General features: G+C 66.0%; 21 protein-coding genes. 10 read left to right on the top strand and 11 right to left on the bottom strand.

Annotated elements, in window-relative coordinates; all coding sequences use genetic code 11:
- Positions 1 to 30 precede the first annotated feature (30 nt).
- Complete coding sequence (locus DT603_RS13890; RefSeq protein WP_162350578.1) at positions 31 to 1977, top strand: alpha/beta hydrolase family protein; 1947 nt, start codon at positions 31 to 33, stop codon at positions 1975 to 1977.
- 21 nt (positions 1978 to 1998) lie between these two features.
- Here DT603_RS13890 and DT603_RS13885 read toward each other — a convergent pair whose 3' ends face one another.
- The 5 genes from DT603_RS13885 to DT603_RS13865 form a co-directional block, all read right to left on the bottom strand.
- A complete protein-coding gene (locus DT603_RS13885) occupies positions 1999 to 2958 on the bottom strand; it encodes a DMT family transporter (protein ID WP_162350577.1) in 960 nt (319 codons plus the stop codon).
- On the bottom strand, positions 2955 to 3731 hold the full coding sequence (gene hutG, locus DT603_RS13880; protein ID WP_211368452.1) for an N-formylglutamate deformylase: 777 nt from the start codon (positions 3729 to 3731) through the stop codon (positions 2955 to 2957). The genes DT603_RS13885 and hutG overlap by 4 nt, the downstream gene beginning before the upstream one ends.
- 94 nt (positions 3732 to 3825) lie before the next feature.
- Positions 3826 to 5211, bottom strand: a complete 1386-nt coding sequence (gene gorA / locus DT603_RS13875) for a glutathione-disulfide reductase (RefSeq protein WP_343037764.1) — start codon at positions 5209 to 5211, stop codon at positions 3826 to 3828.
- The gene (locus tag DT603_RS16125) at positions 5208 to 6458 is read right to left on the bottom strand and encodes an FAD-dependent oxidoreductase (RefSeq protein ID WP_162350576.1); all 1251 of its coding nucleotides are present in this window, start codon (positions 6456 to 6458) and stop codon (positions 5208 to 5210) included. The genes gorA and DT603_RS16125 overlap by 4 nt, the downstream gene beginning before the upstream one ends.
- Positions 6459 to 6541: 83 nt before the next feature.
- On the bottom strand, positions 6542 to 7021 hold the full coding sequence (locus tag DT603_RS13865; protein ID WP_162350575.1) for an FKBP-type peptidyl-prolyl cis-trans isomerase: 480 nt from the start codon (positions 7019 to 7021) through the stop codon (positions 6542 to 6544).
- 89 nt (positions 7022 to 7110) lie between these two features.
- Here DT603_RS13865 and DT603_RS13860 point away from each other — a divergent pair, with 89 nt between their 5' ends.
- Together DT603_RS13860 and DT603_RS13855 are read left to right on the top strand one after the other, a co-directional pair.
- Positions 7111 to 7701 (top strand): C40 family peptidase, encoded by a 591-nt coding sequence (locus DT603_RS13860; protein ID WP_162350574.1) that lies wholly within the window; start codon positions 7111 to 7113, stop codon positions 7699 to 7701.
- 101 nt (positions 7702 to 7802) lie between these two features.
- Positions 7803 to 8582, top strand: coding sequence for a C40 family peptidase (locus DT603_RS13855; protein ID WP_162350573.1), 780 nt, complete (start codon positions 7803 to 7805; stop codon positions 8580 to 8582).
- Positions 8583 to 8632: 50 nt separating this feature from the next.
- Here the strand turns inward: DT603_RS13855 and DT603_RS13850 are convergent, their stop codons facing one another.
- A complete protein-coding gene (locus DT603_RS13850; protein ID WP_162350572.1) occupies positions 8633 to 9145 on the bottom strand; it encodes an acyl-CoA thioesterase in 513 nt (170 codons plus the stop codon).
- A gap of 95 nt (positions 9146 to 9240) precedes the next feature.
- Between DT603_RS13850 and DT603_RS13845 the strand changes: the two genes are divergently transcribed.
- Positions 9241 to 9660 carry a hypothetical protein gene (locus tag DT603_RS13845; RefSeq protein ID WP_162350571.1) on the top strand — a complete coding sequence of 140 codons (420 nt, stop codon included), beginning with the start codon at positions 9241 to 9243 and terminating at the stop codon, positions 9658 to 9660.
- Positions 9661 to 9690: 30 nt separating this feature from the next.
- On the opposite strand, the gene DT603_RS13840 is transcribed toward DT603_RS13845, so the two are convergent.
- Together DT603_RS13840 and DT603_RS13835 are read right to left on the bottom strand one after the other, a co-directional pair.
- Positions 9691 to 10107 (bottom strand): GNAT family N-acetyltransferase, encoded by a 417-nt coding sequence (locus DT603_RS13840; protein ID WP_162350570.1) that lies wholly within the window; start codon positions 10105 to 10107, stop codon positions 9691 to 9693.
- 5 nt (positions 10108 to 10112) lie between these two features.
- The gene (locus tag DT603_RS13835) at positions 10113 to 11453 is read right to left on the bottom strand and encodes a dicarboxylate/amino acid:cation symporter (protein ID WP_162350569.1); all 1341 of its coding nucleotides are present in this window, start codon (positions 11451 to 11453) and stop codon (positions 10113 to 10115) included.
- A gap of 199 nt (positions 11454 to 11652) precedes the next feature.
- Between DT603_RS13835 and DT603_RS13830 the strand changes: the two genes are divergently transcribed.
- Complete coding sequence (locus DT603_RS13830) at positions 11653 to 13302, top strand: alkaline phosphatase family protein (protein ID WP_343037766.1); 1650 nt, start codon at positions 11653 to 11655, stop codon at positions 13300 to 13302.
- 39 nt (positions 13303 to 13341) lie between these two features.
- Here the strand turns inward: DT603_RS13830 and DT603_RS13825 are convergent, their stop codons facing one another.
- The gene (locus DT603_RS13825; protein WP_162350680.1) at positions 13342 to 13758 is read right to left on the bottom strand and encodes a CopD family protein; all 417 of its coding nucleotides are present in this window, start codon (positions 13756 to 13758) and stop codon (positions 13342 to 13344) included.
- Between the two features lie 330 nt (positions 13759 to 14088).
- Here DT603_RS13825 and DT603_RS13820 point away from each other — a divergent pair, with 330 nt between their 5' ends.
- Both DT603_RS13820 and DT603_RS13815 read left to right on the top strand, forming a co-directional pair.
- Positions 14089 to 14682: a class I SAM-dependent DNA methyltransferase gene (locus tag DT603_RS13820; RefSeq protein WP_162350567.1), complete on the top strand. Its 594-nt coding sequence runs from the start codon at positions 14089 to 14091 to the stop codon at positions 14680 to 14682.
- Between the two features lie 69 nt (positions 14683 to 14751).
- Positions 14752 to 15996, top strand: coding sequence for a polyhydroxyalkanoate depolymerase (locus DT603_RS13815; protein ID WP_162350679.1), 1245 nt, complete (start codon positions 14752 to 14754; stop codon positions 15994 to 15996).
- A gap of 141 nt (positions 15997 to 16137) precedes the next feature.
- Here the strand turns inward: DT603_RS13815 and DT603_RS13810 are convergent, their stop codons facing one another.
- On the bottom strand, positions 16138 to 17088 hold the full coding sequence (locus tag DT603_RS13810; protein ID WP_162350566.1) for a sensor domain-containing protein: 951 nt from the start codon (positions 17086 to 17088) through the stop codon (positions 16138 to 16140).
- Positions 17085 to 17450 (bottom strand): PadR family transcriptional regulator, encoded by a 366-nt coding sequence (locus DT603_RS13805; RefSeq protein WP_162350565.1) that lies wholly within the window; start codon positions 17448 to 17450, stop codon positions 17085 to 17087. Before DT603_RS13805 ends, DT603_RS13810 begins: the two co-directional genes overlap by 4 nt.
- 143 nt (positions 17451 to 17593) lie before the next feature.
- On the opposite strand from DT603_RS13805, the gene DT603_RS13800 reads away from it, so the two are divergent.
- The 3 genes from DT603_RS13800 to DT603_RS13790 all read left to right on the top strand — a co-directional run bounded on the left by DT603_RS13800 (position 17594) and on the right by DT603_RS13790 (position 20799).
- Positions 17594 to 18505, top strand: coding sequence for a peptidylprolyl isomerase (locus tag DT603_RS13800; protein WP_162350564.1), 912 nt, complete (start codon positions 17594 to 17596; stop codon positions 18503 to 18505).
- A 79-nt stretch (positions 18506 to 18584) separates the two neighbouring features.
- Positions 18585 to 19337, top strand: a complete 753-nt coding sequence (locus DT603_RS13795; protein WP_162350563.1) for a metallophosphoesterase family protein — start codon at positions 18585 to 18587, stop codon at positions 19335 to 19337.
- A gap of 7 nt (positions 19338 to 19344) precedes the next feature.
- The gene (locus tag DT603_RS13790) at positions 19345 to 20799 is read left to right on the top strand and encodes a serine/threonine protein kinase (protein WP_211368451.1); all 1455 of its coding nucleotides are present in this window, start codon (positions 19345 to 19347) and stop codon (positions 20797 to 20799) included.
- Positions 20800 to 20801: the final 2 nt, after the last annotated feature.

Genomic DNA, 20801 nt, shown 5'->3' with positions numbered 1-20801 from the left:
TTGGAGCCAGGCTGTCCCCGGGGAGGGGTGATGAAGAACCGTTTTGGCGCATGGATGGCCTTGGTGGCCGCAACGATCGCGGCCCCATGCCTGGCACAGGTTCCAACCGCCGAGGACTTTGCAAGGCACGCCGAGGTCAGTGGCGTGGCCCTGTCTCCTTCGGGCAAGTACGTGGCGCTTGCCATGCCTGCCGCGAACGGCACCGAGACCCAGCTGCACGTCGTCCCGATCGATGGGACGGGCAAAAGCCAGACCCTGCGCTTCGGCAGCCAGCAACATGTAAGTGACGTGGTCTGGAGCGATGACGAGCAGATCGTGGTGTCGCGGGCCAGGATGGAACCGCTGCATGCCATGCCGTACAGCTACGGCGAATTGATGTCCACTGACATCACTGGCAAGGGCCAGGACACGCTGTTCGGATACCAGCCCGATGACGGCAACCGCACGGGCAGGCGCAAGGACCAGGGCTTCGCGCACGTGACCAAGGTATTGCAGGACGAGCCCGGCAAGGTGCTGGTGGAATTCACCTGCTGGCCGCGCAGCTGCGGCGAGGAATCACCCACTGTCGTGTTCAAGGTGGACACGCTGACCGGCAATCGCAAGCAGATCGAACGATCCGCCAGGCCTGCCTCGTTTTATTTCGACCGCGGCGGACGCCCTCGCCTGCGGATCACCGAGCAGGATGGCACCCCGGTAATGCATTACCGGCCCGGGGCTGACGATTCATGGCTACCGGTCCCGGCAAGCCTAGCGGGCTATTCCATGGACTCGCTTCGGTTCGACGGAGACAACGACACCGCCTATGCCCTGGTATCGGATCGACAGGAACCTGCGCAGCTTTACAGGCTTTCATTCTCCAAGGCCACGCGCACCTTGCTGATCGGCCGCGAAGACGTGGCAGTCAGCCGCCTGCTCGCTGCCGGGCCCAACGACATCCCGTTCGGCGTGGTCTTCGACTCCGACAAGCCTTCGGTGCGTTACGTGGACCAGGGTTCCGACTGGGTCAAGCTGCATGCTGGCCTGTTGAAGGCGTTCCCGGGGCAGATGGTCGATATCCTGGACCACAGTCGCGATGGCAAGACGCTGCTCTTCCATGCGTGGTCGGACCGCAATCCCGGTGCGTACTACCTGCTGCACCGCGAGGGCAACCGGTTGCAACTGATCAATGAATCGATGCCGTGGATCAGGCCCGAAGCGATGTCTCCGACCCGTCCGATCGAATTCCGGTCCTCAGACGGGCTCAAGCTATTCGGCTTCTACACCGCGCCCGTCGGCAAGACGGGGCCGCTGCCTACCATCGTGATTCCTCACGGCGGCCCGCATGGCGTTTACGACGCCTGGGGCTATGACGCAGACGCCCAGTTCCTCGCCAGCCGGGGCTATGCCGTGCTGCAGGTGAACTTCCGTGGATCGGGCGGGCGTGGCCATGAGTTCGAGCGACTCGGATACCGCGAATGGGGCGGCAGGATGATGGACGACATCGCGGACGGCGTACGCTGGGCCATGGACAACAAGCTGACCGATCCTGCGCGCGTCTGTATCTATGGGGCCAGCTTCGGCGGCTACGCGGCGATGATGGGTCCGATCCGCCACCCCGGCATGTACAAGTGCGCCGTCGGCTACGTGGGCGTGTATGACCTGCAGGTCATGCACCAGGAAGGCGACATCAACGACACCAGGGCCGGGCGGACCTACCTTGATCGCGTGCTTGGCACCGATCCGGCGCAGCTGGCCGCCAACTCACCCGCTCGCAACGTGGACAAGATCAAGGTCCCGGTCCTGCTGGTGCAGGGCACGCTTGATCGCCGGGTGCCGATGGACCAGTTCAATGCACTGAAGAAGGCGCTGGACAAGAATGGCGTGCCGGCACAGACGCTGGTCGTGAAAGGCGAAGGCCATGGCTTCTACGATCCGGGCAACCGGGCCCAGCTCTACAGGACTCTGGAAGCCTTCCTGGACGCGCACATCGCGCCTTGATGCACGGCAGCGCTACCAGCGCTACCGGGCCGGCCGCGTCACCACGAAAACACCCAGCATGACCAGCACCGTTCCCGCCACCTGCCATGGGCCCATGGGTTCCCCCAGGATCAGCAGGCTCATGACGATGGTCGAGACCGGCCCGACCATGCCGATCTGCGAAGCCAGGGCCGAGCCGAGGCGCTGTACCGCCATCATCGTGGCGAGCACCGGCAGCACGGTGCACAGCGTGCCATTGAGCAGGGACAGGCCATAGACCTCGGGCGGCAACTCGAGCAGCGAATGCCACGGCCGCGCCAGCAGGAAGTGCAGCAGGCAGAATCCTGCCGCGACCGCGCTGGCATAGGCCGTAAGGCGCACCGCCCCGACGCGGGCCACCACCTCGCCGCTGCCAACCAGGTAACTGGCGTAGCTCAGGGCGCTCAGGAATACCAGCAGGGCCCCAAGCGCGATGGCGTCGCCGCCCACCTGCAGGTCATGGGCGAATGCCAATGCGACGCCGCAGTAGCTGATCGCAAGCGCCAGCAATTGCCGCACCGCGGGTTTGCGCCGGAACAAGGCCACGCCAATCAGCAGTACCAGCGTCGGGGTCAGGTAGAGGATCAGCCGCTCGAGGGTGGCGGTGATGTATTGGAGCCCGGCGAAATCAAGGAAGCTGGCCAGGTAGTAGCCACTGAAACCCAGGCCCACGACTTTCCAGCGGTCGCTGCCGCGCAGGCGGAAGCGCAGGCCGTCACGCCGCGCCCACCATGCCATCAGGGCAAAGAATGGCAACGCGACCAGCATGCGCAGCGCCAGCAGGGTGATGGCATCGGCGCCATGGCGATAGCCGAGCTTGACGATGATGGCCTTGCCCGAGAATGCGATCGCGCCGAACAGGGCAAGCGCGATGCCTGCGCGATGATGCCCCGGGCTTACGGGCGGTTGTGGAACGCGGTCTACCGGAAGTGTTTCATCCGGAACCGGTACGGCATCGCTCATGCCAGCATCTGCACCAGCAGTTCCCGCAGCACGAGCTGTGTGTCCGCGGCTTTGGCCTCATCGTATTCGAAGCTGTCTTCATCCATGTAGATGCGCTGGCTGATTTCCAGTTGCACCGCCTCCACGCCGCGTGCCGGATCGCCATATTGGCGGGTGATGTAGCCGCCCTTGAAGCGGCCGTTGACGATGAAGTCATGGCGGTCCTGCGCGGCCAGAACCGATTCCAGCCTTTGCTGCAGCGCCGCCGAGCAACTGCTCCCGGCAGCGGTACCCAGGTTGAGATCGGGCAACCGACCCTCGAACAGGAACGGCACCACCCCCCGGATCGAATGCCCTTCCCACAGCCGCGCACGGCCGTGGATGGCGTGGATGCGCTGCAGTTCGCCGGCCAGGGCACGGTGGTAGGGACGCCAGTACTGTTCCACGCGTTCACCGACCTCCGCCTCATCCGGTCCCTGGCCTTCCAGGTACACCGGTTCGCCGCTGAACTGCAGGTGCGGGCACAACCCGGTGGTGTTCTGGCCGGGATACAGGGACATGTCGTCAGGTGGACGATTGAGGTCGACGACGTAGCGCGAGTACCTGGGCACGATCATCGAGGCGCCCATGTCGCGCGCGAAAGCATAGAGGCGGGAAACATGCCAGTCGGTGTCGGGCACCCGCTGCGCGCCGGCGGTCAGGCGCGCATGGATCCCGGCGGGGACGACAGTGCCGTCGTGCGGCAGGCTGATCAGCAGCGGCGCCGTGCCGCGATGCAGGGTGTAGGTGTCCATCAACGCATTGTACGTAGCAGCAACGCGGGTCGCGAAGAGGCTGTACACGGGCTACCTTGCGACTCACGTCGCGCCTGCTTCCGGTTGCGGAACGTCATTGCATCAGCACCACTTCCTCGGCCGACGTCGGGTGGATGGCCATGGTGTCGTCGAGATCGCGCTTGGTGATGCCCTTCTTCAGCGCCACCGCGAAACCCTGCAGTATTTCGTCGGCACCCTCGCCCAGCAGGTGGATGCCGACCACGCGCTGCTGTTCCGGCGCTTGGCCAGCGCCCACGCAGACCAGCTTGAACAGGCTGCGCTGCGGCGAATCGGCCAGTGCGTGCAACATGGGGCGAAAACGGGTGCGGTAGACCTGCACCGCATCGCCGTGCAGCACACGCGCCTCGGCTTCGCTCAGACCCACCTTGCCAAGCGGCGGGTGCGAGAAAACCACGGTCGCGATGTCTTCGTAGTTCAGCCTGGCATCCGCCTTGCCCGCAAAGAGCCGATCCATCAGCCGACGCGCCGCGGCGATGGCCACGGGGGTGAGGGCGAGCCGGCTGGAGACATCGCCAACCGCATGGATGCCCGGCACGCTGGTGTCCTGCAATGCGTCGACCCTGATGAAGCCGCCGGCATCGATATCCACGCCGATGCTTTCCAGGCCCAGGCCATCGCTGGCTGGCGTGCGTCCGGTGGCGAACAGCACGCTGTCGAAAGGCTCACCGGGCTGGCCTGAACTATCAACCACCCTGACCCGTTCACCGTCCGCCGGCTGCAGTGCTGCCACCGTGCTGGCGAAGTGGCAGTGGATGCCGTGCTGCCTCAGGTTTTCCGCCAGTTCGTCGGTCAGCTCCACGTCGAAGGAGTCCAGCAGGCGGCTGCCGCGCACGAACATTTCCACCTTACTGCCCAGCGCCTGCAGCACGCCGGCCAGCTCCACCGCGATGTAGCCGCCGCCAACGACCGCCACGCGGGCCGGGGCTTCGCAGAAGTTGAAGAAGTCGTCCGAGACCACTCCCAGTCCGGCGCCGGGAATATCGGGGCGTTTCGGCTTGCCGCCCGTGGCGATGAGCACATGCGCCGCGCTGACCCGCAGCCCCTGGTGGGTTTCCACCGTATGCGCGTCGACGAAATGCCCGCGGCACGGCAGGTGCACGATGCCGGCCGCGTCCAGGCGCTTGCGATAGCTCTCGTGGATGCCGGCGATGTAGCGCTGCCGGTGGACGATGAATTCCTGCCAATCGAGTTTTGCGATGGGCAGGTCGAAACCCATGCGCGAGGCCATGTCGATGCGCTGGGCGAGTTCGGCCGCCAGCCACATCGCCTTCTTCGGCACGCAGCCGACGTTGACGCAGGTGCCGCCGAATTCGCCGGGTTCCAGCAAGGCCACGCGCGCGCCATGCGAGGCCGCGCGGAATGCGCCCGCCAGGCCGCCCGATCCGCCGCCTATCACCACCAGGTCGTAGTCGTACTTGCAGTATTGCGCTTGGCTCACAGGAATCGCTCCATGCGATAGGGCGTGGGATCGATGGCGGGTTGCCGGCCGCTGATCAGGTCGGCCATGAGCTGTCCACTGGCCGCGCTCATGCTGACCCCGAGCATGCCATGCCCGGCCGCCAGCCAGGTGTGGCGATGGCGCGGCGCACGTCCCAGGATGGGCAGGTCGTCCCAGGTCATCGGGCGCCAGCCATACCAACGCTCCTGCACCGTGGCGCCAACTGGCTCGTGCAGGTATTCGGCCGCGCCGCGCTCGAGCGCTGCCAGGCGGATCGCGTTGAGGGAGGTGTCGTAGCCGGAAAACTCCATGGTGCTGCCGAGGCGGAACCCGCTGTCCCACACGGTCACGCAGACCGAGCGGTCCTTCAGCACCATGGGACGTTTCGGCACGACCAACGGCCGCGAATAGGTGATCGAATAACCCTTGCCGGGCTGGATCGGAAGCCTGAGTCCCAGGCCATTCGCGAATTGCGGCGACCAGGCGCCCAGGGCCAACACCACCTCGCCTGCTCTGCGCGCCCCGCGGTCCGTGGCCACCACCACGCCATCGGCGGACTCGTGCAGCGATTCCACCTGGCACTGATCCTCGATGACGCCGCCGCGTTCGCGTAGCGCCCTGGCCAACTCGGCGACGTAACGGTCCGGGCGCAGGCGCGCGTCACCGGGGAACCGCACCGCGCCGGCCACGCCGGGCTTCAAGGCCGGTTCGTCGCGGAGATACGCTTCGCCGCCGAATATTTCACTGGTTATGCCGAACTCGTGCAGCAGTTCGCATTCCCGGGCGTAATGGTCGAAGTTCGCCTGTTCGCGGAACACGTAGTCCAGGCCTTCCTCGGCGAACTCGCATTGCAGCTGGTAACGCCCTACCCAGTCGGTAAGCCGATCACGGGAATCGGCGAGGATGAGAGACCGCGAACGCGTACTCTGGCGCCAGTCCCCCAGGTTGCAGCGGGCGGCGAAATGGGCCAGCCACCGCCACAGCGCAGGATCAAGACGGGGCTTCAGGTACAGCGGCGCATCCGGCGTGAACATCCAGCGCAACCCCGCCGCGACCATGCCCGGGGCCGCCAGCGGCGGCGCATGGCTCGGGGTGATGGTGCCGCAATTGCCGTGCGAGGCGCCGCCGCCCACGCGCCCGGCGTCGAGCACGCGCACGCCCCGGCCGGCTTCGACCAGCGCCAGCGCCGTAGCCAGGCCGATCACGCCTCCGCCGACAATCAGGACGTCATCGCGTGGGGAATTCACCCGTGCATTCTATGGGAGCAGCCCCGCCCCAACGAAGAAGGCCCGCCGTAGCGGGCCGTCAGCGGTCGTTGCCCAAGCGCCAGTCAGTGGTGGTGACCACCCTCGCCATGGACGTGGCCATGCTCGAGTTCCTCGGCACTGGCTTCACGCACTTCCACGATTTCCACGTCGAAATGCAGGTCCTTGCCCGCCATCGGGTGGTTGAGGTCGACGTCGACCACGCTCATGCCAACCTTCTGGATGGTCACGGCACGCGGGCCGAAATTGGTCTGCAGGACCACCTGCATGCCGGGCTCAAGCTTCTGCGCGCCGAAATGCTTCTTGGGCACGCGCTGGCTCAGGCCATCGCGCTTCTCGCCATAGGCATCGGCAGCGGACACGTCCACGCCGAAACTCTCGCCGGCTTCGCGGTCCAGCATGGCGGTCTCCAGGCCCGGGATGATGTTGCCGTGGCCGTACAGGATGGCCAGGGGCTCGCGGTCATTGGAACTCTCCAGCGCTTCCTGGCCCGTTTCGGACACGGTGTAGTGGAAAAGGACCACGCTGTCTTTTGCGATTTTCATGTTGGGCTCTGTCTGGGCTGCGCCGCACACCGGGGCGACAGCGGGTGCGGCTTGTGGGCCGCGGGGGATTGCGGTCAAGATTGACCGCAATGAAGGCTGCGCATTATCCCGGCTTGCCGGGCCCCACGCCAGTTGCTGCCCCAGTCCCGGGCGGCAGGCGACTGCCGTTGCCGCTTGTAATCCCCTGGCTATGCCTGCTGCTGGCTGCCTGTGGCGGCAACGAGGCGGTCCGCCGGCCGGGGCCACCCGTGGCGACGCAACGTGAATGGCCGCAGGTGAGGCCCGGGGATCCGGCCGCCGCCAATTCCGTGCTGATGCGTGCCATCGGCCTGGTGGGCACGCCCTATACCTACGGCGGCAATACGCCGCAGAGCGGCTTCGACTGCAGCGGCCTGGTCACCTATGTCTACCGCGACATGCTGGCGCTGTACCTGCCCCGCAGCTCGCGTGAGCTTGCCGCCCTGCAGGGGCCGCGGATCGACCCAGGCAAACTGGCCGCCGCCGACCTGGTGTTTTTCGGCAGCAAGGGCAATGTCAGCCACGTAGGCATCTATGTGGGGGAAGGACGTTTCGTGCATGCCCCCAGTACCGGCGGGACCGTCCGCCTGGACTACCTGGATGGCCCCTACTGGCGCGACCATTATTCGGGCGCAAAACGCGTCCTGAACGGAAAAATGTGACCGGGATCGCGACTTGTTCACGCCGCAATAACGGAATTTGAACCACATGAAGGCCTTGTGAAGTCATTATCGACCCCTGATCCGCTACACAAGACTTCCGCGTGACGACTGACGACCTGCAAAAAGGCCTGCCCGCCGCCCGCCGCCCCGCTTCGGCAGGGGTATCCCCCATCCACTTCTTCGGTGCTGCGCTCCTCTGCCTGGCCAGTTTCACGGCCCAGGCCCAGACCGTCCCCACCCCGTCCCAGGGCGAGCCCGCCAACCGCGCGCCTACCAGCGTTTCCAGCGATACGGTGGTCACCGACGCTAAATCCAGCATCCGCGACAAGGCCACCGAGGCCGCTGCGGTCACCCTTACCGCCCTGCTGCCCCGCCTAGCCGCCGGCGACACCATGCCCATGCTCGACCGTTCGGCCATGTTCGCCACCGACCTGAGCCAGCTGGTATCCAACTATGACCTGACCCGGAGCGGCGTGATCGCGCCCCAGGAATCCCGCGGCAAGGTGCAGAGCGTGCTGAAGCGCGCGTTGACCCTGCTCGGCACCCCGTATCGCTGGGGCGGCACGTCACCGGACAGCGGTTTCGATTGCAGCGGGCTGGTCGGCTACGTCTTCCGCACCGCGCTGGGAATCGAATTGCCGCGCGTCTCGCGGGAAATGGCCAGCGAGGATTCTGCCGAGCTGATCAAGGACCGCGACAGCCTCAGGCAGGGTGACCTGGTTTTCTTCGGCCTCAAGGGCCGCGTCAACCACGTCGGCATCTACGTGGGGGAAGGTCGCTTCCTGCACTCGCCCAGCACCGGCAAGGATGTGCGCGTGGACACCCTGCTCAGCGGTTACTGGAGCGCCAAGTTCATGCAGGCGCGCCGGGTGGCCATGTAACGCGCCTGTCCCCAGGCAGCAATGAGAAAAGGCCGCCTACGCGGCCTTTTTCATTGCCGGCCTGCCGCCTGCGGTTCCTGGTAATGGGCGATGGTGTCCTCGATGCCCTTGCTGAGTTCCATGACCTTGGTCGCGTACTCGGACATCCGCCGGTCGTCGTCGGTGTCGGGCTGCCACGAAGGCACGGGGGTCGGCTTGCCTTCCACCCCATCCAGGGCGACGAACACGATGATGCAATGGGTGCACAGGCGGTTCCCGGCGTGGCTGGGGTCCAGCCCCGGATCGCGCGCGCGCACGTCGACGGCGAAATGCATGCTGCTGCTGCCGGTGTACACCAGGGTCGCCGTTACCGTGACCAGGTCGCTGATGCGGATGGGCGCCAGGAAACGGATGCCGCCCACGGCCACGGTCACGCTGTATTGGCCGCTCCAGCCGACGGCCGCCGCATAACCCACCTGGTCGATCCACTTCATCACCACGCCACCGTGCACCTTGCCTCCATAGTTGACGTCGGTGGGCTCGGCAAGGAATCGGAAGGTCAGCTCGCGTTGTTGGCCACTCATCGTTCGGTTCTCCTGGGGCTGGCGGCAGCTTAGCCGGTTGCGCGCCGAAGGGTTTGCGGTCCATCCTTGGTGACGCACCCAAGGAGCAACACGCGATGGCACGCACCCTGTCTGGAATCCTGCTCGGCATCCTGGCCGCGGGCCTGGTGGTAACCGGTTTCGTATACGGGTTCCTGCAACTGCACCGGCTTCCCGATGCCACGGATTTCGCCACGCAGGAATCGTTGCTTGCCTATGCAGGGTCCACTCCGGCATCGGCCATCGCCTGCATGCTCACCGCGTGGGCAGTGGCGGCGCTGGCAGGTGGCGGGGTGGCGGCATGGGTCGCCAGATCCAGCCACGGAGCCGCGGCACTGGCGATCGGTGCGTTGCTGACGGCAGTGGTGATCGTCCATGCAACGCTGATACCCCATGCGGAATGGGTCACCGTGATCGGCGTCCTGTTGCCCATTCCGTTCGCGGTGCTTGGAGCCCTGCTGACGATGCCGCGCATCCAGTCCCAGGCGTTTGCCTGAGCCCGGGCAGGACCCTTCGACCAAGGTCGGTCAGCCCTTTACCGTGTAGTGCATGCCCACCGAAACCGGACCGGCCTGCACGAATCCGTATTTCGCGTAGAGCTCACGGGCCTTGCCATCGGCAAACAGGGAGACATTGGCCGAGACCGGCGCGTTGGCACGCAACCAGGCGTCCAGTGCCGCCATGATGCGTTTTCCGAGGCCGCGTCCCTGGTAGTCGGGTTGAACGGCGATATCCACCACCACGAAAAAGCAGCCGCCATCGCCGATGATCCGGCCCATGCCGATGCTGCGGTCCCCGTCGAGAACGCTTACCCCGAACAGCGTATTGGCAAGCCCGCGGGTTGCCGCTTCGGCGGATTTTGGCGAAAGCCCCGCCTCGCTGCGCAGGCGCCGGTAATCATCGATTCCCGGGAAGCGCTCGACCAGGACCAAATCGCCCTGCATTGCGGTCACGGCACCCTGCCCGCACTGCCTGCCTGCTCGTCCTCGATACCCAGGTTGGTCGGCGCCGCATCGTAGATCGCGCGGTCCAGCATCCCGGTTTCCTTGGCCACCAGCACCGGTACCAGCATCTGCCCGGTGACGTTGGTCATGGTGCGCATCATGTCCAGGATCCGGTCGATCGCATACAGGAAGCCGATGGCTTCCAGCGGCAGGTTGGCGGCGCTGAGCACCACCGTGGCCATGATCACCGCGGTGCCGGGCACGCCGGCGGTGCCGAAGCTGCCCAGCACCGAGGCCAGTGCAATGATCAGGTACTGCGACCATGACAGTTCGATGCCGGTGTACTGGGCGATGAACACCGCCGCCAGCGCCGGATAGATCGCGCCACAGCCGTCCATCTTGATGCTGGCACCCAGAGGCACCGCGAATGCCGCGTAATCGCGGTTGACCCCATGGTTGTGGGTGACGCTGCGCAGCGAGGCCGGCATGGCCGCGAAGCTGCTCGAGGCGACGAAGCCCACCTGCATGGCCGGCGCCGCGCCGCGGAAGAACTTCAGTGGATTCAGTCCGTGCGCCAGCAGCAGGCCGCTGTAGACCACGATGATGTGGAAGGCGCAGGCTGCGTACAGCGCAATCACGAAGGTGAGCAGCGGCCTGAGTTGCTCGAAGCCATAGCCGCCTACCAGCGCTGCGATCAGTCCGAACGTGCCCAGCGGCGTGAACTCCAGCACGAAACGGGTGATCTGGATCATGGTCTCGCTGGCCTCGCCCGCCAGCCTGCGCAGGTTGGCGGTTTTTTCGCCCAGCCTGACGAACGCGAACCCGACCAGTCCGGCGAAGAAGATGACCTGCAGCACCGTGCCGTTGCGCGGCACCAGCACGCTGGTGCCGTCGGTGGTTTTCGCGGTGGCGGCACCCGACAGCGCCTGGAAAACATTAGCGGGCACGATGTTCAGCAGCACGTCGACCACGCCTGGCGCCTGCTTGGGCTTGTAGTCCGAGGCCACCTGCAGCACGCCCACGCCTTCGCCCGGACGTATCACCAGCCCGAACACCAGGCCCACCACCACCGCCAGCACGGCGGTGAAGGCGAACCAGGCGAAGGTGCGCCCGGCCAGCGCGGCAATGGACTTCTGCCCATGCAGCGAGCTCACCGCATTGATCACCGCGAAGAACACCAGCGGTACCGCGATCATCTTGATCAGGGTGACGTACAGGTCGCCGAGCGGACCGAACCAGGTCTCGGCCGAGGGACCGAAAGCCCAGCCCGCCAGGACGCCCAATACGAAGCCGGCAAGCACGCGTTGCCAGAACGGAATCTTGAACCAGGCAGCTACCAGCTTCATCGCATTTTTTCTCGCGCCATGCAGGGGCCAACGATAGCCCAGCACCGGCAATGGCGCGACGGCAGCACTGGAATGGCCCGGTGTCATGGGCAGGACACCGACGGCAGGCATAATTGAAAACCCGCCTGATGGAGTCCCTGACTTGAGCAACCGCAAGCTGCACGGATTGAACGTTGCCCTGCCCCTTTTCCTGTTCACCGTGCTGACCGGTTGCAGCACCGCTCCAGCGCGCCCCGCGGCGGCGGCGGCCACAACGGTCGAGGTGCCGGCAGTGCGGCATCCGACAGGTGAAACCCCCGCATGGTGGTATCGCAGCGGCGCCGCGCGCGCGGCCGGCAACGGCGCCATGAACGGACGCGCCAGGAACGTGATCCTGTTCCTGGGCGATGGCATGAGCCTGACCACGGTGGCGGCCGCGCGCATCCTGGAAGGGCAGCGCAAGGGCAATCCGGGCGAGGAAAACCAGCTGTCGTGGGAAACCTTCCCCAGCACCGCGCTCAGCAAGACCTACAACACCGATTCGCAGACCCCCGACTCCGCCGGCACCATGACCGCGATCACCACCGGGGTGAAGAGCCACATGGGCGCCATTGGCGTCGCCGCCGGCCACAGGAACGATTGCGCCACCAGCCTGCGGCAACCCCTGCTGAGCTGGCTCGAGCTGGCCGACAGCGCAGGCCTCGCAACCGGCATCGTCACCACCGCGCGCCTGACCCATGCGACGCCGGCCGCGACCTATGCCCACGTACCCAACCGCGACTGGGAAAACGACGCCGACCTGCCCGCGCAGGCGCGCGGCGAAGGCTGCACCGACATCGCGCAGCAACTGCTTGCTTCGTCTCGCTTCGGCCGTGGGCCTACTGTCGCGCTGGGCGGTGGCCGCCGTGAATTCACCACGGTGGCGCAGCGTGATCCGGAATACGACGACAAGGTCGGCCAGCGCCTGGACGGGCGCGACCTGGTCGCCGAATGGAAGCAGTCGCACGTCGGTGGCGCCTACGTTTGGAACCGCAGCCAACTGCTGGAGGCCAGCGACGCGCCCGCACTGCTGGGCCTGTTCGAAGACGACCACATGCAGTTCGAACATGAGCGCAAGCAAACGCCCCAGGCCGAACCCAGCCTCACCGAGTTGACCCTGGCCGCCATCCACACGCTGTCGAAGAACCGCGAGGGCTACGTGCTGATGGTCGAAGGCGCGCGCATCGACCACGCCAACCATTACGGCAACGCCTACCGCGCGCTGGACGAGACCATCTCCATGTCCGATGCGGTGCGCGCCGCCATGCAGGCCACCTCCGCCGAGGACACGCTGATCCTGGTCACCGCGGACCATTCGCACACGCTCAACCTGGTGGGTTATCCGGTGCGCGGCAATCCGATCCTGGGCAAGGTACGCGGCATAAGCAGCGAAGAAGACGTGCCCGGCGACCTGGCGCGCGACCAGACCGGACAGGTGTTCACCACCCTGACTTACGCCAACGGTCCCGGCAATACCGGCGCCAGCAACCAGCAGCCGGCGGGACCGAAAAGTTTCCTGCACGCGCCCAGCAGTTTCGAGCCGCGCGAGGGACGTCCGGACCTCAGCCAGGTCGATACCGAGGCGCCCGACTACCTGCAGGAATCACTGGTACCGCTGAAGTCTGAGTCGCACGGTGGCGAAGACGTCGGCATCTGGGCGCGCGGCCCGGGCAGCGAGGCGGTGCGTGGCACGGTCGAGCAGAACACGATCTACCACTTCATCGTGCAGGCGACACCGAAACTGCGCGAGCGCTTGTGTGCGGCCAACACCTGCGATGCCCATGGTGTGCCGGTGGAGCTGCCAAAGCCGGTGGACTTCGAAAAGAAATAACGCGCATCGCAGGCGCGGGCCTTGCCCGCGCCTGCGATGTCAGAACGGCTTGGCCAGCACCAGGTACACGATCACCACCAGCAGCAGCACCGGCAGTTCGTTGAACCAGCGCAAGGCTTTCGATGAGGGCAGCGCGCGGCCTTTCTCCAGGCCTTTCAACCAGCGACCGGCCACGATGAAGTGGGCCAGCAGCAACGCCACCAGCCCGATCTTGGCATGCAGCCAGCCGCCGCTGATGTGGAAATACAGCCACAGCACCAGTCCCAGCACCAGCGCCAGCCCGAACATGGTGTGGCCGAAGCGATACAGCTTCTTTCCCATCATCAGCAGCCGTGCCTGCACCTCGGGTTGGCCACTGGTTTCGGTCAGGTTGACCAGGATGCGCGGCAGGTAGAAGACCGTGGCCATCCACGAGATCACGAAAACAAGGTGTGCGGTCTTGACCCAGAAGTACATGTGCTTCTCGCTGTGGAATCGTGCCGGCAAGGATAACCCGGCCCAACTGGCCTGCAGCACGGGGGGAGCATCCTGGCCCCCGGCTGGCGCATTCGAGGGCAGGTTCTGCGCAGGGATGGCGAGCGAAGGGAAAAAATGTGTTCGTCATTCCCGCGCAGGCAGGAATCGCTTCGGCTTATCGTTCCTTGCGCGCAAAAAAGATCGCCTCCCGTTAGGCTGAGCACGAGCACAGGCAAGAGCGATCCCCGCCTGCGCGGGGATGACGAGCAAAAACCGTCGGGCAAAGGGGTTAGTCTCCCCCCTCCTTCCTCCTCCTCCTCCTCCTCCTTCATGCAAAAACAATACGACGAAACCTATTTCCAGCACTGGTATCGAAGCGGCGACATTGGCGGGCCGCAGCGCCTGGCACGCAAGGTGGCGTTGGCGGTGTCCTGCGCGGAGTACTACCTGGAGCGCCCGATCCGCACCGTGCTCGATATCGGCTGCGGCGAAGGCGCGTGGCGCGCGCCGCTGCTGAAACTGCGTCCCAAGCTGCGCTACCTGGGCTTCGACAGCAGTGAATTCGCCATCGCCAAACATGGGCGACGCCGCAACCTGCACTACGCCAGTTTCGCCGACTTCGGCATGTTGCGGCCATGCGCACCGGTCGACCTGCTGGTGTGTGCTGACGTGCTGCATTACCTGCCCACGCGGGAACTGCAGCGTGGCCTGCCCGGCCTGGGCGAACTCTGTGGCGGGGTGGCCTTCCTGGAAGCGTTCACCCGCGAGGATGAATACGAAGGTGACCAGGTCGGATTCCAGCCGCGCACGGCGGCCTGGTACCGCAAGCAGTTCAATGCCCAGGGACTGCTGTCGGTGGGATCCCACTGCTGGCTTGCCCAGGGACTGGGTGACCAGCTGTCGGCGCTGGAAAAGGGTGCGTGAAGGCGCCAACACCGGCTTCCGGTATGCTGCGACGCAGCAACCCGCACTGGCAGGACTTCGCAACCGATGATGCTTTACCAATGGCATGAGCTGGGCCGCCACCTGATGGCCCCGTGGATCCACCAGGCCGGCGCCAACGCCAAGTTGTTCGCCGATCCCCATAGCTGGCTGTCGACGCTGCCCGGCGCCGACCGCCTTGCTGCCGGCAACGAGCTGATGCACCGCCTCGGCAAGGACTACGAAAAGCCGCCCTGGAACATCCACCAGATCGAGGTCAACGGCGCCAAGGTGCCGGTGATCGAGCAGGAAATAATCGCCACGCCGTTCTGCCGCCTGCTGCGCTTCAAGCGCTACACCGACGAAGCGGCGAGCATGGCGGCAATGAAGAAGGAGCCGGCGGTGCTGGTGGTCGCGCCGCTGTCGGGCCACCACGCCACCCTGCTGCGCGACACCGTGCGCACCCTGTTGCAGGACCACAAGGTCTATGTGACCGAATGGATCGATGCGCGACTGGTTCCGGCTGAAGCAGGCAAGTTCGGGCTGGACGACTACATCGCCACCATCGAGGATTTCATCCGCCACATCGGCGCCGAGAACCTCAGCGTGATCAGCGTCTGCCAGCCGACCGTGCCGGTGCTGGCGGCGGTGTCGCTGATGGCCGCGCGCGGCGAGGCCACGCCACGTTCGCTGGTGATGATGGGCGGCCCGATCGATGCCCGCCACAGCCCCACCAAGGTCAATGACCTGGCGACCAAGAACCCCTTGTCGTGGTTCGAGAACAACGTCATCCACACCGTTCCGGCCGGTTACCCCGGCGAGGGGCGCCGGGTGTATCCCGGATTCCTGCAACACGCCGGTTTCATCGCCATGAATCCCAGCCGCCATTTCATGTCGCACTGGGATTTCTATGCCGACCTGGTCAAGGGCGACCTGGAAGACGCCGACTCGCACCGCAAGTTCTACGACGAGTACAACGCCGTGCTGGACATGCCGGCCGAGTACTACCTGGACACCATCAGCGCCGTTTTCCAGGAATTTTCGTTGCCGCGCGGCACCTGGAAGATCAAGGACGAACTGGTCAAGCCCGCCGCGATCAGGAAGACCGCGCTGCTGACCATCGAAGGCGAGTTGGACGACATTTCCGGCGCCGGCCAGACGGCCGCCGCGCACGGCCTGTGCACGGGCATCCCCAAGGCCAGACACCAGCACATCACCGTGGAAGGCGCAGGCCACTACGGCATCTTCAGCGGCCGCCGCTGGCGTGAAGTGGTGTATCCGGACGTGCGCGACTTCATCGCCAAATACGCCGCTTGATGTTCCATTCCTTCTCCCCTCGGGAGAAGGTGGCGCATAGCGCCGGATGAGGTTACGGCAGAGCCCAAATTGCCGGAGCCGGCCAGGACTCCGCTGTACCCTCACCCCAACCCCTGTCCCGCAGGAGAGGGGCTTCAAGCCTTACACCACCGGGTTGCGGACCAGCAGGTGCTTGGCCAGCAGGCCGTGCAGTTTGCCGATGCCCTTGGCCAGGTGCAGGGTGGCGAAGAACAGCACGAAGCCGGTGACCAGCAGCAGCGGCAACTGCCACATCTGCACGTTGGTGGTGATGCCGTTGCCGGCATCGCCCAGGAACAGCCATCCGTTCGGACCGGTACCCACGTCGGCCAGCCCGGTCCACACCGCGATGGGTGCAGCGATGAAGGACAACGGCACAACCAGCCCGACCACGGCGATGGTGAAGTAGGCGATGCCCAGCGGCATCATCAGCAGGAAATACAGCATCGCCGTCCATGTGCGCACGTCGGTGAATATTTCCTTGATCCTTTCCAGCCAGCCCTTGTCGCGTTGCGTGTACAGCGGACGGCGCGGCATGCGCTCGCCCAGCAGCGCTTCCACGATGCGTCCTTCCACCAGCGACAGCACCCGGATCAGGCCCAGGAACAGCACCAGGATAGGAATGCCCACGATCAGCACCAGCAAGCCCAGCGACAGGCTTACGCCGGTGGTCACCACGGTGAAATAGACGATGCCGGTAGCCAGTGACAAAAGCATGTAGAACAGGGCGCCGTAGGTGCGCGAATCCACGATCACGCCGAAGAACCTGCCAAGCACCGATTTGCGCTTGGGGGCAACCGGCGCACGCAGGGCACGGCTGACGGTCACTTCGGTATCGCGATAGATCTCGGCCACCTCGGCCGGTGCGCCGTAGCTGCCGGCCACCGAGGCAATCACCTCGGCCTCGCTCTTGCCGGCCTGCTCGGCGAGTTCCGAGCGCAGGTATTCCTCCGCGTCGTAGAGCGCATCCTGGATCATGGCCGGGTCGGCACCGCGGAGTGCCGCGCGCAGCGCTTCCAGGTATTCGGGAATGGTGGTGGGCAGGCGGCTTTCGGAAGGCATGGTGGCGTTCATTCGATTATCCCCAACAGGACGGAATCCACGGAATCACGGGTGGCGCGCCAGGCGCTGACCCATTCGCGCAGGGTGAGCCGCCCTGCTTCGGTGATGCGGTAATAACGGCGCGGTGGCCCGGACATGGACGGCTCGATGAAGCTCTCCAGCAAGCCGGTGCCTTCCAGGTTGCGCAACACCGGATACAACGCACTCTGCTTGCCGCTGAGTACGCCTTCGCCCACGCGCTCGAGTTGCTTGGCGATCAGGTAGCCGTACATCGGTTCAGCGGCCTTGGCCAGCACCGCAAGCAGGACCAGCGATACGGTGCCGGCGCTGAGTTCTTTCTGGAACTTCTTCAGCTGCAGGTCTGACTCGTTCATGGGACCTCCCCTCGGCGCGGGCCGCTAGGTTGGAGTGAATACTATTGTTGAGTTAGGTATAGCGAATGTGCCATTAGTAATCCGCATGGCCATGGCGTGAAAGGCAGGCGAGAATCGGGTTCACATTCCCACTGGCAGCCTCCATGTCCCTGCGTCCCGCCCTGCTCGCCTGCGCCCTTGCCCTGTTGTGCCAGCCCATCAGTGCGGGGGAACCCGCCAGATACCGCAGTGCCCAGGAGATCATCGACGCCGCGCCCGCCGAGGCCTGGCGCACGCCCGATCCGGCCAACCTGTTGTATCTGGAACTGGAAAGCGGGCGCGTGGTCATCGAGCTGGCGCCGCAGTTCGCGCCCGGACACGTCGCCAACATCCGCACCCTGGCCCGCGAGCACTTCTGGGATGGCCTGAGCATCTATCGCTCACAGGACAACTTCGTGGTCCAGTTCGGCGACCCGGATGGAGACGACCCGGCCAAGGCCCGCCCGCTGGGCACGGCGAAGAAGAAACTGCCGGCCGAATTCCACCGGGCTTCCGCCGGCCTGAGGTTCGATCGCCTTCCCGACGCGGATGGCTGGGCGCCGCAGGTCGGCTTCGTCGACGGCTTCCCGGTGGGTCGCGATCCCAAGGCCGGCACGACCTGGCTGGCGCATTGCTATGGCACCCTGGGCGCTGGCCGCAGCAACGAGGCCGACAGCAGCATCGGCGCCGAACTCTATGTGGTGGACGGCCAGTCGCCGCGGCAGCTGGACGACAACATCACCGTGGTCGGCCGGGTCATCCAGGGCATGGAACGGCTCAGCGTCATCCCGCGCGGGCCCGCGCCCATGGGCTTCTACGAGAAGCCGGAACTGCGCACGACGATCAAGGCGATCAAGCTGGCCAGCGAAGTGCCGGAAGCCGAACGCACACCGCTGCAACTGCTGCGCACCGACAGCAAGGCCTTCGCCGAGGCCACCGAAGCGCGCCGCAACCGTCGCGATGATTTCTACAAGCGCCCGGCCGGGCATATCGACCTGTGCAACGTGCCGCTGCCCGTGCGTGCAGGCGTTCCCTGAGCCAAGACCAAGGGCCAATGGCGGCCGCGCCGGTGCAGCCCTACGCTGGACCCGATGAAGCCGAGGGGATAGTCCCACCATGCGCATAGGGCTGCTCGCTGACCTGCATGCCAACCGCGAGGCGATGGAAGCCTGCCTGGAGGCGCTGCAGCAGGCCGGCTGTACGCGACACGTGTTCCTGGGCGACCTGGTGGGATATGGCGCCGACCCCGGCTGGGTGGTCGACGTGGTGCGCGCGCAAATGGAAGCCGGCGCAGTGGCGGTACTGGGCAACCATGACGAGGCCGCGTGCTCACCGCCGGACGCTGCGGGCAACCTGCGCATGAACGCCGACGCCCGCGCCGCCATCGACTGGACACGGAAGCACCTGGACCCAGGTCAACTCGACTTCCTGCGCGCCCTGCCGCTGCAGGTGACGGAGGCCGATCGCCTGTACGTGCATGCCAACGCCTGGGCGCCGGGCCAATGGAGCTACGTCGCCTCGCGCCTGGCCGCCAGCCAGAGCCTGGCGGCCACGCCGCAGCGACTGACCTTCTGCGGTCATGTCCACGACCCGGCCCTGTATTACACGCAACCCGGCGATGCGGCGCACTTCGACCCGCACCCCGACGTCGCCATCCCGCTACTGCCCGCACGTCGCTGGCTGGCCATTCCGGGCGCCTGCGGCCAGCCCCGCGATGGCAACCCGGCGGCGGCATGCGCGTGGCTGGACACGGAGACCGATCGCCTCACCTTCCTGCGTATTCCCTACGACCACGAGCGGGCCGCCGCGCGCGTGCGTGAAGCGGGACTGCCCGATGCACTGGCCCAGCGCCTGCTGACGGGCGCCTGAGATGCCGATGGAACTGCGCCCGGGATTGCAGGTGGGGGAATTCACCCTGCACGAGCCGCTGCACCAGGGCGGCATGGCCACGCTGTGGCGGGTCAGCCGCGCCGGCGAGGAGTTCCCGCTGCTGATGAAGCTGCCTTCGATCGGCTACGGCGAGGAAGTCACCCAGCTGGTCGGCTTCGAAGTCGAGCGCATGCTGATGCCGATGCTGCGCGGCCCGCACGTGCCCCGCTTCGTGACCAGCGGCGATTTTGGCGACCAGCCCTACCTGGTGATGGAACAGGTGCGTGGCGAGACGCTGCGCCCTTTGCTGGAACGGCTGCCACGGCCGGCCGGGGAAGTCGCGGGACTGGGCGCGCTGGCGGCCCTGGCCCTGGACGACCTGCACCGGCAGAAGGTCGTGCACCTGGACATCAAGCCGAGCAACCTGCTGCTGCATGCCGACGAGGACGGCGTAGAGCGCATCGTGCTGATCGACTTCGGACTGTCCCACCACCTGCAACTGCCGGACCTGCTGGCCGAGCAGTTCCACGTACCGATCGGCACCTCGCCCTACATTGCGCCCGAACAGGTGCTGGGCGTGCGCAACGATCCGCGCAGCGACCTGTTCGCCCTCGGCGTCACCCTGTATCACCTGGCTACCGGCGAGCGTCCGTTCGGATTCCCGCGCAGCCAGCGCGGACTGCGCCGCCGCTTCTATCGCGACCCGGTGCCGCCACGCAGCCTGCGGCCCGACCTGCCGCTCTGGCTGCAGGAAATCATCCTGCGCTGCCTGGAAGTGGACCCGGACGCGCGCTATCCCACGGCCGCGCAACTGGCCTTCGACCTGCAGCATCCCGAGCAGGTGCTGTTGGGCGAGCGAGCCGAACGCAGCCAGCGCGCGGGCACGCTGCAGACTGCGCGCCGCTGGTTCCGCTTCTTCGGCAAGGACAGCCTGGAAATGCGCGCATCGCAACCAGGTGCGGTGGTACGCGCGCCGCTGGTGCTGGTTGCCATCGACCTGAAGCAGCAGCATGCGGAGCTGGATGAAGCCCTGCGCGAAACCGTGCAGCGCATCGTGCAGACTTCGCCCGGCGCACGCCTGGCCTGCGTGACGGTGATGCGTACTTCGCGGATCGGCCTTGACAGCAACCTGGATATCGAAGGGCGCAACCGCCACGTCAAGCGCCTGCTCGCCCTGCGCCACTGGGCGCGCGCGCTGCAACTGCCCGACCACCTGCTCACCTTCCACGTGCTGGAATCCAGCGATGTGGCCCAGGCACTCATCGAGCATGCCCGCAGCAACCGGATCGACCACCTGGTGATGGGCGCGCGTGGCGTGACCGGGGTACGTCGCCTGCTGGGCAGCGTTTCGGCGCGGGTGGTGGCCGAAGCCGACTGCACCACCACGGTGGTGCGGGTGCGCTCGCAACTGCCAACACCGGCGGAACCGGATGGCACGGTGGACGCGCCGCTCGAACGATAAGC

It is taken from the genome of Pseudoxanthomonas gei (assembly GCF_010119615.1).
Taxonomy (GTDB): Bacteria; Pseudomonadota; Gammaproteobacteria; order Xanthomonadales; family Xanthomonadaceae; genus Pseudoxanthomonas_A; species Pseudoxanthomonas_A gei.
This window is presented reverse-complemented; position numbering and strand designations above follow the sequence as displayed.

Coding starts and splice junctions, on each gene's coding strand:
- DT603_RS13815 (WP_162350679.1), top strand. CDS start 14,752: ATGCTTTACCAATGGCATGAGCTGGGCCGCCACCTGATGGCCCCGTGG.
- DT603_RS13865 (WP_162350575.1), bottom strand. CDS start 7,021: ATGAAAATCGCAAAAGACAGCGTGGTCCTTTTCCACTACACCGTGTCC.
- DT603_RS13890 (WP_162350578.1), top strand. CDS start 31: ATGAAGAACCGTTTTGGCGCATGGATGGCCTTGGTGGCCGCAACGATC.
- DT603_RS13835 (WP_162350569.1), bottom strand. CDS start 11,453: ATGAAGCTGGTAGCTGCCTGGTTCAAGATTCCGTTCTGGCAACGCGTG.
- DT603_RS13845 (WP_162350571.1), top strand. CDS start 9,241: ATGGCACGCACCCTGTCTGGAATCCTGCTCGGCATCCTGGCCGCGGGC.
- DT603_RS13810 (WP_162350566.1), bottom strand. CDS start 17,088: ATGAACGCCACCATGCCTTCCGAAAGCCGCCTGCCCACCACCATTCCC.
- DT603_RS13860 (WP_162350574.1), top strand. CDS start 7,111: ATGAAGGCTGCGCATTATCCCGGCTTGCCGGGCCCCACGCCAGTTGCT.
- DT603_RS13850 (WP_162350572.1), bottom strand. CDS start 9,145: ATGAGTGGCCAACAACGCGAGCTGACCTTCCGATTCCTTGCCGAGCCC.
- DT603_RS13840 (WP_162350570.1), bottom strand. CDS start 10,107: ATGCAGGGCGATTTGGTCCTGGTCGAGCGCTTCCCGGGAATCGATGAT.
- DT603_RS13825 (WP_162350680.1), bottom strand. CDS start 13,758: ATGTACTTCTGGGTCAAGACCGCACACCTTGTTTTCGTGATCTCGTGG.
- DT603_RS13795 (WP_162350563.1), top strand. CDS start 18,585: ATGCGCATAGGGCTGCTCGCTGACCTGCATGCCAACCGCGAGGCGATG.
- DT603_RS13885 (WP_162350577.1), bottom strand. CDS start 2,958: ATGAGCGATGCCGTACCGGTTCCGGATGAAACACTTCCGGTAGACCGC.
- hutG (WP_211368452.1), bottom strand. CDS start 3,731: ATGGACACCTACACCCTGCATCGCGGCACGGCGCCGCTGCTGATCAGC.
- DT603_RS13800 (WP_162350564.1), top strand. CDS start 17,594: ATGTCCCTGCGTCCCGCCCTGCTCGCCTGCGCCCTTGCCCTGTTGTGC.
- DT603_RS13805 (WP_162350565.1), bottom strand. CDS start 17,450: ATGAACGAGTCAGACCTGCAGCTGAAGAAGTTCCAGAAAGAACTCAGC.
- DT603_RS13790 (WP_211368451.1), top strand. CDS start 19,345: ATGGAACTGCGCCCGGGATTGCAGGTGGGGGAATTCACCCTGCACGAG.
- DT603_RS13820 (WP_162350567.1), top strand. CDS start 14,089: ATGCAAAAACAATACGACGAAACCTATTTCCAGCACTGGTATCGAAGC.